This is a genomic window from Paraburkholderia sp. (assembly GCF_035948235.1).
GTDB lineage: Bacteria > Pseudomonadota > Gammaproteobacteria > Burkholderiales > Burkholderiaceae > Paraburkholderia.
In genome coordinates, this window is record NZ_DASZJJ010000247.1 from 1 (window position 1) to 8,649 (window position 8,649).

At 65.1% G+C, this 8,649-nt stretch carries 8 protein-coding genes and 1 pseudogene; 6 read left to right on the plus strand and 3 right to left on the minus strand.

The window, feature by feature from the left end; translation table 11 throughout:
- The 6 genes and pseudogenes from VG320_RS21655 to VG320_RS21680 form a co-directional block, all read left to right on the plus strand.
- A pseudogene (locus tag VG320_RS21655) lies at positions 1-269 on the plus strand (LPS-assembly protein LptD); the annotation flags it as partial.
- A gap of 211 nt (positions 270-480) precedes the next feature.
- Positions 481-789: a hypothetical protein gene (locus VG320_RS21660; RefSeq protein WP_327202117.1), complete on the plus strand. Its 309-nt coding sequence runs from the start codon at positions 481-483 to the stop codon at positions 787-789.
- A gap of 37 nt (positions 790-826) precedes the next feature.
- A complete protein-coding gene (locus tag VG320_RS21665) occupies positions 827-1,078 on the plus strand; it encodes a hypothetical protein (protein ID WP_327202118.1) in 252 nt (83 codons plus the stop codon).
- 161 nt (positions 1,079-1,239) lie between these two features.
- Positions 1,240-1,590, plus strand: a complete 351-nt coding sequence (locus VG320_RS21670; RefSeq protein ID WP_327202119.1) for an H-NS family nucleoid-associated regulatory protein — start codon at positions 1,240-1,242, stop codon at positions 1,588-1,590.
- 168 nt (positions 1,591-1,758) lie between these two features.
- Positions 1,759-2,742: an aldo/keto reductase gene (locus tag VG320_RS21675; protein ID WP_327202120.1), complete on the plus strand. Its 984-nt coding sequence runs from the start codon at positions 1,759-1,761 to the stop codon at positions 2,740-2,742.
- Positions 2,743-2,836: 94 nt separating this feature from the next.
- Positions 2,837-4,096, plus strand: coding sequence for a multidrug effflux MFS transporter (locus VG320_RS21680; protein WP_327202121.1), 1,260 nt, complete (start codon positions 2,837-2,839; stop codon positions 4,094-4,096).
- Here VG320_RS21680 and VG320_RS21685 read toward each other — a convergent pair.
- The 3 genes from VG320_RS21685 to VG320_RS21695 form a co-directional block, all read right to left on the minus strand.
- Positions 4,093-5,535, minus strand: coding sequence for an MFS transporter (locus VG320_RS21685; RefSeq protein WP_327202122.1), 1,443 nt, complete (start codon positions 5,533-5,535; stop codon positions 4,093-4,095). The genes VG320_RS21680 and VG320_RS21685 overlap by 4 nt on opposite strands.
- A 134-nt stretch (positions 5,536-5,669) precedes the next feature.
- Positions 5,670-7,637 (minus strand): aconitase family protein, encoded by a 1,968-nt coding sequence (locus tag VG320_RS21690; RefSeq protein ID WP_327202123.1) that lies wholly within the window; start codon positions 7,635-7,637, stop codon positions 5,670-5,672.
- A 101-nt stretch (positions 7,638-7,738) separates the two neighbouring features.
- Entirely contained in the window at positions 7,739-8,638 is a 900-nt protein-coding gene (locus VG320_RS21695) for a LysR family transcriptional regulator (protein WP_327202124.1), read from the minus strand.
- Positions 8,639-8,649 lie beyond the last annotated feature (11 nt).

Below are 8,649 nucleotides of genomic sequence, written 5' to 3' on the forward strand. Positions count from 1 at the left end.
ACATGCATCTGCACCGTCTGATCGCCGGTCTGTTGGGCTTCCAGTACGACGCCGATTGCTGGTCGCTAGGCATCGCCTTCGAGAAGTACACCAACGAAACCAGCACGACGGTGCCGAGCACCGGCAGCCGCGTGCTGATGCAGTTGCAGCTCAAGGGTCTGTCGAAGGTCGATACCGGACTGCTCGATCAGTTCAAGGACAACGTGCCGGGCTACTCGCCGCTGCCGGACAGCAGCACGCCGGTGTCGAAGTTCACTGACTATCAGTAATAAAGTCCGTCCTTGCAAGGCAATCCCGCCGTGAAAGCGCGCCGTAATCACGCTCTAAATTGCGCTTTAAATCGCTCTTTAAGCTTCGCTTAATCTGGGGTTAATTCGCTGTTACCAATCTCGCATCCCGGTTGCACCTGTGTCGGAGCGCGCCGCCTACACTCCGAAGCGTGCTCAACAGAACGCACGCAACGTGCGAAGGAACAGCGAAATGAACAGGATCATTGCCGGCGTGGTACTGGGCGCGGCTGCACTGGCCGCTTCAACGGCTGCCAGCGCGCACGTGGATGTGGCGCTGGGGGTCGAGGTGCCGGGCGTCGCCTACGCGCAGCCTGCTCCGGAGTATATTGCGCCACCGCCGCCGGTTGCGTATGCTCCACCACCGCCCGTCGTGATGGCCTATCGCGGCGACGACGACTGGCGTGCGCGCCAATGGCGCGAGCACGAATGGCGGGAACACGAACACCACGAGCATGAATGGCGCGAGCACGAGTGGCACGACCGCGGTTGGGACCATTGAACTGAATCACCCTTTAATCATCAAGCAAACCAGGATCATGAAACACCATCACAAGATCACGCTGTTCGTTGCGGCCGCACTCAGTCTGGCAGCGGCCGGCAGCGCAAACGCGGCCGGCTGCATGAAAGGCGCGGTTGTCGGTGGCGTAGCCGGTCACTACGCAGGCCATCATGCGGTGGTCGGGGCGGTCGGCGGCTGTATCGTCGGCCGTCATCTGGCGAAGAAACAGGCCGAAGAACGCGCCGCCGCGCAACACGACGCCGACCGGGCCCATCAACTGCCCGGCTAACATTGTCTGCACTTCACGCGCCGGAGGTCGCCGACCTCCGCGCGCAGATCCCCGCCATTGCGGCACGCTAGAACGGCGATCACTGCCCGCTGTGTTATCCTGGCGGCACACGATTTGCACCGGCTCGATCAATGACGACTTGCCGAGTGGAGACAACCAGGATGGATGAAAGAAAGCGTGACAGCATCGTGGCCTACCTGCAACGCAGAATGGCCGAATTCGACATTACCCCCGAGGCCATCGCCGCCTCGATTGCCGAAGACCAGCGCCGCCTGCAGGCGGTGAAGTATCGGGATGCCTTCGGCAACAGTTGGGACGGCGAAGGCGCCGCCCCGCAGTGGGTCGTCCAGGCGACCAGCGCCGGACAGTCCCTCGAACATTTCCTCGTGCGCCGCGCACAAACGCCCCAAGCGCCTCAGGCGGACAAAAAAGCGGGCGTCGATTGGCGTGACGATCCGTTTGCGGGCACGCGCCTCGCCACCGTCAAGGCCGAGCAGCTTCAGGTCAACTGAGCGCCGCCTGGCGCGCGGGCGAGAGCCATTGATGAATTTCACTCAATAGCTCATGCCATTCCAGACCCATTGTTCAATCCTTCTGCGAAAAATACACTGTCTCCCGTTCCGTCCGTTTTAGAGGACCATCATTCGTGATGACCTCCGGGCAGCTAACTGGAGAAACGCATGAAGACTCGTCAACTCGGTAGCGGTGGCCTCGAAGTATCCGCGATCGGCCTCGGCTGCATGGGCCTGAGCTTTGGCTATGGACCGGCGACCGAAACGTCCGCGGGCATCGCCCTCATTCGCCGCGCCTTCGAACTGGGCGTCACGTTCTTCGACAGCGCAGAAGCCTACGGCCCGTTCGCAAACGAGGAATTGCTGGGCGAGGCGCTCGCGCCAATCCGCGATCAGGTGGTGATCGCCACCAAGTTCGGCTTCAAGGACGGCGACGCGACTGCCGGTGTCGACAGCCGCCCCGAACGGATTCGCGCGGTCGCGGAAGCTTCGCTCAAGCGCCTCAAGACCGACCGCATTGATCTGTTTTATCAGCATCGCGTGGACCCGAACGTGCCGATCGAGGACGTTGCAGGCACCGTCAAAGATCTGATTGCGGAGGGCAAGGTGAAGCACTTCGGCCTGTCCGAGGCGGGCGCGCAGACGATTCGCCGCGCGCATGCGGTTCAGCCGGTCGCAGCGCTACAGAGCGAATATTCGCTCTGGTGGCGTGAACCCGAGCAGAAGGTGTTCCCGACGCTCGAAGAACTGGGCATTGGCTTCGTGCCATTCAGCCCGCTGGGCAAGGGCTTTCTGACCGGCGCGATCGACGCGAACACCACTTTCGACAAAAGCGACTTCCGCAACGTGGTGCCGCGCTTTTCGGAAGAAAACCGCAAGGCGAATGCACAGCTCGTCGAGGTGCTCGGCACCATCGCCAGCGACAAGGGCGCGACGCGCGCGCAGATCGCCATTGCATGGCTGCTCGCGCAAAAACCGTGGATCGCGCCGATTCCTGGTACAACGAAACTTGCACGCCTGGAAGAGAACGTCGGCGCTGCTGCGGTGTCGCTCACGGCGGCGGAACTCGCCTCGATTGAGGCCGCGCTCGCGGCCATCAAGGTAGTGGGCGAGCGCTATCCGGCGCACATCCAGCAGCGCGTCGATAACTAAAGCGCACCGCACGACGCACGCAACGCACCGCATCCGCGGGCTTCCGGTAACGGCGCCCGCGGTCTGCCACTTCTTCGCAAGCACGCCTTCCCTCATGACCCGACCTGCTTCGTCCGGCCCCGCGCCCGATGGAGCGCAAACCCACGACTTACGCATTCTCGCCATCCTGAGCATGCTGATGGCGTTTGCGTCCATCTCGACCGACCTCTATCTTCCCGCGCTGCCCACCATGGCACGGTCGCTGCACGCCAGCACCGGCACCATGGAATTCACCATTTCGGCCTACCTGATCGGCTTCAGCCTTGGCCAACTCGTTTGGGGTCCTATTGGAGACCGCTATGGCCGGCGCACGCCGGTTTCCATCGGCCTCGTGCTGTTCGTGCTGGGCAGCGCCGGTTGCGCGCTCGCCGGTTCATCCACGTCGATGATTGCATGGCGAGCGGTCCAGGCCGTGGGCGCGTGCGCGAGCGTGGTGCTGGCGCGCGCGATGGTGCGCGATCTCTACGCGGGGAATAAGGCCGCGCAGATGATGTCCACGCTGATGACCGTGATGGCCATCGCGCCGCTGCTGGGGCCGAGCGTCGGCGGCCTCATCCTGCACGTCGCCAACTGGCGCGCGATTTTCTGGACTCTGGTGGCAGTGGGCCTCGCAACGCTCGCGGCGCAGCGCACCATGCCCGAAACCTTGCCGCCAGCCAGACGCAATCACGAACCCTTGAGCCGCGCTTTCGCAAGCTACGGCCGCCTGCTGCAGCTTCGACGCTTGCTCGGCTATGCGGGCGCAAGCGGCTTCTTTTATGGCGCCGTGTACGCCTATGTCGCGGGCACGCCGTTCGCGTTCATTACGTATCACCACGTCCCACCGCAGCTTTACGGCGTGCTGTTCGGTGCGGGCATTCTGGGCATCATGGCGACCAACCAGATCAACGCGCGCCTGGTCCTGCTCTATGGCAGCGACCGCCTGCTGCGCTGGGGCACGCTCGCCGCCGCGCTCTCCGGCCTGCTGCTGGCCGTCGATGCACACGCGGACCGAGGCGGCCTTATCGGCCTCGCCGGCCTGTTTGTTCCGCTCTTCACGTTTATGTCCGTGGCGGGCTTTATCGTCGCCAATTCGATTGCGGGCGCGCTGGGTTGCGCGCCGGAACGCGCGGGCGCGGTATCCGCCTTGATTGGCTCGGTGCAGTACGGCACCGGCATTCTGGGCTCGGCGCTGGTGGGCGTGCTGGCTGACGGCACGCCGTGGCCGATGGCTTACGTCATGACGTTCATGGGACTCGCCTGTGCGGCCAGCGCATGGCTGCTCGTGCCTGCGGGCGAGCCTGCCTCAACGGAGCCGGCCCATCGCGTCAGCTAGTGCGAAATGCTTTCCAGCGACTTGCCCAGCGTGCGCGGCCCCATCAAGCCGATGGCGACGATCACGAGCGACATCGCGCCCGCAATGAACACGAACACGCCGGTCACGCCGAATTCGCGCAACGTGAACGCGATCACGAACGAGCTGAAGACCGCCGACAGCCGGCTCCACGAATAGACGAAGCCCACGGCGCGCGCGCGGATCGCGGTCGGATACAGCTCCTGCTGATAGGTGTGATAGCTGAACGAAATAATGTTGCCCGCCAGCGTGAGCAGCACGCCCAGCGCGACGATTGCGCCCGCCGAGCGCACCTGGCTGAACAGCAGCCCGGCGACGATGTTCAGGGCGGCCATGCAGACGATCACATGCTTGCGCTCGAAACGATCCGCGATGGCGTAACCAAGCAACGGCCCAAGCGGCGCCGCCAGCCCGATCACGGTCGTATACAGCAGGCTCGACGTCACCGTGACGCCCTGCTTGACGAGCAACGTCGGCACCCAGTTGGCGAAGCCGAAAAAACCGATGGTCTGGAAGATATGGAACAGCACGAGCATGATCGTGCGCTTGCGATACGGCGGCTTCCACATATCGGCGAAACCGGATTTTTGCGTCACGGGGTCAGCGGGGCCGGGTGCGGGCAGCGCGCGGCCGTACTGGCGCTCGACCGTGGCTTCCAGACGCGCGAGCACCGCATCCGCTTCGTCCAGGCGCCCCTGGCCCGCGAGCCAGCGCGGGCTTTCCGGCAGATTGCGGCGGAAATACCAGACAAACAGCGCGCTTACGCCGCCCAGCAGCACCACCCAGCGCCAGCCGTCGATCCCATAGGGCGCGTGCGGCACCAGCAGATACGAGAGATAGGCGGCCACCGGCACGGCGGTGAAACCGATCGTCTGGCACACAGCGAAAGCGCGGCCACGCAGGTGCTTGGGCGCGAGTTCGGACAGATACGTGCCGATCGTCACCAGTTCCACGCCGATGCCCATACCCGACACGAAACGCCAGACGTTCAGGCCCGCCGCGCTGTCCTGGAAGGCCATCACGGTGTTGGCGACCACATACCAGAGCATCGACCACGTAAAGATCGCGCGACGGCCAAAACGATCCGCGAGAAACCCGCAGGCGATCGTGCCGACGAACAGCCCGCTAAAGAGCGCGGCGATAAAACCCGCGATGCCGGAGGTGCCGAACATGCCCGGCGTGGTGGGCGTGAGGATGCCGCTCTTCACGAGACCCGGCGCGACATAGCCGGTGTACAGCAGATCGTAGAGTTCGAAGAAGAAACCCAGGCTCAGGAGCAACACTAGCTTCCAGATCGCGCCGGTGGCCGGCAGGCGGTCCAGACGCGCGGAAATCGAGCCCTTATCGACGGCCGAGGTCGTCCCCGCTGCGCTTGCACGGTCGGCGGCGCGCGGCGAACGCGCGCTCTCCAGAGAGGCCATGCCTGTCTCCTGAATCGTAGTTGGATTGAATCGGCGCCCAGTGCTTCGCGTGGATGATCGCGTGACCGGTCGGATCGCCGATTGTATCCAGGCTCGCTGGAATTGCGAGCCGTGTTCCGTGCGCAACCGCCGCCTTACGATGCCGATGAATACTGTTCGCGCAATTCCGCGAACGACGCGATGCGGCCCGCCAGCGCGCTCGCCACCACCGTCGGCGGGCTGGCGAGCCAGACCTGTCCCGGCCCCGAGCGGCCCGGGAAATTGCGGTTGATCGCGCTGATGGTGACTTCAGTGGACTCGGTCGAAGCGCCTGGCCCGCAATTCGCGCACGCGCCGCACGACGGCTGCAGCAGGATCGCGCCCACCTGCTCGAAGGTCGCCAGATAGCCGCGCCGCTCGCAGTAATCGCGCACGTCCGAGGTGCCGAACTGCAGGTAGAGGCGCACATGCTCCGGCACGCGCAAACCACGCGCGGCGGCCCAGGCCAGCACCGCATGGTAGTGATCGAAGTCCTCGCGCTTGCCCGCCGTGCAGGAGCCGCCGTAGGCGATATCCACGCGCGCCCGCTCTTTCAGGTCGCCCAGCGCCACACCGTTGCCCGGGTCGCCCGGCGCCGCGAGCATCGGCGTGATACGGGCGCAATCGATTTCGATGACTTCGGCGTAGGCCGCGCCTTCGTCGCTGTGCATCCACGGCTCGATGACGAAATCGACGCCGCGCCGCTCCTTGAGAAAGCGCACCGTCGTCTCGTCCGGCGCAACGATGCCAGTGAAGCCGCCCAGTTCAGCCGTCATATTGGTGAGCGTGGCGCGCTCGTCGATCGACAGTTGCGCGATGGCCGTCCCGGCGAACTCGAACACCTTGCCCACGCCCAGCCCCGCGCGAATGCGCGCGTCGGCGAGCAGATACAGCACCAGGTCTTTCGCGGTCACGCCGGGCGCGACCTTGCCGTCGAAGCGGATCAGCAGCGCCTGCGGCACCGTCATGCGCACCGCGCCCGTAACAAAGGCATTGGCCATATCGGTCGTGCCGACGCCAAACGCCACGCAGCCCAGCGCACCACTGTGCGGCGTGTGCGAATCCGTGCCCACCACCACCTGGCCCGGGAGCGCATAGCGCTCGGCCATCATCGCGTGCGAGATGCCTTCGGAGCCTTCCGCAGGCGCGTCGCCCTGCGCGTCGAGGTAACCGTGATCGCGAATGCCGTAGTCGCTCGCGAACTGCCGGTGCGCCGCCGACAGTTCGCGCACGTCCGGCAACAGCCCATTGCGCAGATGCAGCGCGCTTTTGTGCGCATAGGACAGGTGATCCTCGAAGGCGAGGATCGTCTGCGGCTCGTGCAGCGCGAGCGGCCGCCCGAACGTGGCGTGCAGCATATGTGTCGCCATGCCCGTGTAGTACTCGTGGATAAAACGCCAGTCCGCGCGCACGAACACGCCCGCGCCCGGCGTAAAGGCCTCGCTGGTGCCTTCGGTGCGCAACGCGTGGCGCTCGAGGATCTTTTGCACCAGCGTGCGCGGCTCATGTGTGGCCACCGGCGCCGCCGGGCGAATCTCGCGCATATGGCGCGCGCCGTAGCGCAAAAGGCCGCCGCTGCGCAGGATCGCCGCCGCCAGCGCGTCGCGGCTGGCCACCAGTTCGTCGATGGAGATAGCCTCGCCGCGCCGGATACGCTCGATCAGCCCGAAATCGGTCGAGGTGAACAGGCCCAGATTGTCGGCGTTCTGCCGATAGATGCGCTCGAAGCTCTTTGCGATCACCAGCCGGATGCCCGCGCGATACTCGGCGAGCGGACTATGCTCGCGCGACGAGCCCTTGCCGTAGCGATGTCCCGCCACCGTGACGCAGAAACCGCTATTGCGCACACCGTCCATGCCGATGGGCGTGCGATCGCCCGCACGCAGGCCCACGTAGGGCACGCGGCCAAGGCGCTCGTCGAAACGCGTGAGCACGCTCATCGGCGTGATTTCGTCTGTGGAAACGTCGTCGCGGAGCGTGCCTGGCGACACGTCGTGCAGATCCGCGCCCGCGAGTTGCTGCTCGATAAGCGCCGGGTCCGTGGTGAGGTACAGAATCCGGCCGCTCAAATCCAGGGTTGCCATCCAATTTCTCCTTCAACCCGCAATCTAGTCGGCGTGCCGGCGGATGCGAAGTGCTGGATCGGCACGAGGGACATCGCGGATCGCGATGTCCGCACAAACCCTTATTCGCTGGGCTGGTCGAGCGTCAGCAAATCGATCAGCGCCTGCACCGCGCGCAGACGCGTCGATTTACGCAGCGCATGGACCTGCAGCGAGCGCTGCACGGCCCATGCGTCGCCCAACGGACGACGCACGAACCCGCGCGAGCCCGCAAACGCCGAAGCCGCGCTGATCGGCACGACGCCGATCCCCAACCCCGCCTCCACCATGCGGCATTGCGCATCGAAGCTGTTGACGGTCACAGCGACCTTGAGTGGCACGCGCTGGGCGTCGGCGCGCTCGTGAATCAGGCGGTCGAGCGAGCCGCCCGCCTGCAACGCCACGAGCGGAAAGCGCAGGACGTCGGCGAAATCCAGCGTTGTCTGCGCGACCAGTTCGTGATCGGGCGGCAGCACCACCATCAGCGGATCATGGACGAAATGCCACGATTCGAGCGCGGCGGGCGTTGCGGCGCTGGCCGATACGCCCACGTCCGCGCGATCTTCCACACAGGCGCGCACGACTTCGTCGCTGACCGCTTCGGTCAAGGCAATCTGCACGAGCGGATACGCGGCCTGAAACGCCTTGAGCCGCTCAGGCAGAAAGCCGACGATGGCCGACGCATTCGCATAGAGACGCACCACGCCCGCCACCTGAGCGCCGAGCGATTGCACCTCGCGCGCGAAGGTCTGTAGTTGCGCATGCAACGACTGCGCCCGCGCGAAGGCTTCACGGCCCGCCTCCGTGAGCGCTACGCCGCCATGCGAGCGGATCAGCAAGGGCATGCCCACAGCCGCTTCCAGATCGGCCATGCGGCGGCTGAGCGCCGAGGCGGCAATATGATGACGGCTCGCCGCGCGGGCAATCGAGCCTTCCTCCACCACGGCGATGAAGAGTTCGAGGCTGTAGGGATCGATACGCATGGTCTTTTCAG

Coding starts and splice junctions, on each gene's coding strand:
- VG320_RS21690 (WP_327202123.1), bottom strand. CDS start 7,637: ATGGCAACCCTGGATTTGAGCGGCCGGATTCTGTACCTCACCACGGAC.
- VG320_RS21660 (WP_327202117.1), top strand. CDS start 481: ATGAACAGGATCATTGCCGGCGTGGTACTGGGCGCGGCTGCACTGGCC.
- VG320_RS21685 (WP_327202122.1), bottom strand. CDS start 5,535: ATGGCCTCTCTGGAGAGCGCGCGTTCGCCGCGCGCCGCCGACCGTGCA.
- VG320_RS21665 (WP_327202118.1), top strand. CDS start 827: ATGAAACACCATCACAAGATCACGCTGTTCGTTGCGGCCGCACTCAGT.
- VG320_RS21680 (WP_327202121.1), top strand. CDS start 2,837: ATGACCCGACCTGCTTCGTCCGGCCCCGCGCCCGATGGAGCGCAAACC.
- VG320_RS21670 (WP_327202119.1), top strand. CDS start 1,240: ATGGATGAAAGAAAGCGTGACAGCATCGTGGCCTACCTGCAACGCAGA.
- VG320_RS21695 (WP_327202124.1), bottom strand. CDS start 8,638: ATGCGTATCGATCCCTACAGCCTCGAACTCTTCATCGCCGTGGTGGAG.
- VG320_RS21675 (WP_327202120.1), top strand. CDS start 1,759: ATGAAGACTCGTCAACTCGGTAGCGGTGGCCTCGAAGTATCCGCGATC.